This is a genomic window from Streptococcus danieliae (assembly GCF_013415245.1).
GTDB classification, from domain to species: Bacteria; Bacillota; Bacilli; order Lactobacillales; family Streptococcaceae; genus Streptococcus; species Streptococcus danieliae_A.
The window spans coordinates 1-1,063 of the sequence record NZ_JACBXX010000225.1 but is presented as its reverse complement, the minus strand read 5'-3'; the positions used below and the strand labels follow the sequence as shown (position 1 = coordinate 1,063).

The following is a 1,063-nucleotide window of genomic DNA, read 5'->3' as shown; positions in this document are numbered from 1 at the left end:
TGAGATCTGTAATTCCGAGTAATTCTGTGGTATTATAAATAAGTTCCATATGATTCTCCTAATGTTGGTTTGGTCACTATTCATTATAGGTCATATGGGGCTTTTTTTGTACCTCAAAAAGCCCTATAATCCCTATTTTGGGTCGTTACCCACTATAGAAATTATAGAGCCGGTTTTTTCCGTACGACGGGCATGTCGTATATCTGAGGTGCAAGTCCTCTGTGGGCACCTGCTACCGGTGAACCCAATAGCGACTCCCAAGCCTGACTATCGTGAGGTAGCGGGGAGAGGAAGGGATAGCGAAATCGTGGCTCTACGAACAGAAATGTGATATGAAGGCGTATGTAGTGGATGAGGAGGCTGAAAACTCTAAAGTCCCAAAAGGTAGTCGTAACCTATATGCGTAGATCACGAGAGTAAACGAGGAAAGATATACGACTTATCCCGTGAGGTCTCATGAGCGTCGTAGACGTAGTAACAACGAATCATGAGAAGTCAGCCGAACCCATAGTAGTGATGAAGTTTCTGTAATGGAAATGGAGCGAAGGGTCGAACAATTAACCGAAGTAATCCTACTTCACTTGTGTCTGTAAAAGAACGGTCTGATAGAACTGGAGACGGTCACGTATTGACTAGGAGAAGGTTCACGAATCTAAGATGTCCCTCAGACACCGAAACAAGAAAGGAATACGCACATGTCAGAATTGCTAGATAAGATATTATCTCGGAACAATATGCTTGAAGCCTATCATCAGGTAAAAAGAAACAAGGGTTCTGCTGGTATCGACGGAGTTACCATTGAGGAAATGGATAATTTCCTACGGCAACATTGGCGAGAAACCAAGGAACTTATAAAGCAGAGGAAGTACAAACCTCAACCAGTTTTACGAGTTGAAATTCCTAAGCCAAATGGTGGCGTCCGAAATCTTGGAATCCCTACAGTCATGGACAGAATGGTACAACAAGCGATTGTTCAAACCATCAGTCCAATCTGTGAAAGACACTTCTCAGAGTATAGTTATGGCTTTCGTCCCAATCGCTCTTGTGAGACAGCTATTATTCA

General features: G+C 43.0%; 1 protein-coding gene. It reads left to right on the top strand.

The features are described 5' to 3' along the window. Positions 1-695: 695 nt before the first annotated feature. Positions 696-1,063 (top strand): reverse transcriptase domain-containing protein (locus HZY94_RS09600; protein WP_257151889.1); only part of this gene is annotated, 368 nt, incomplete at its 3' end.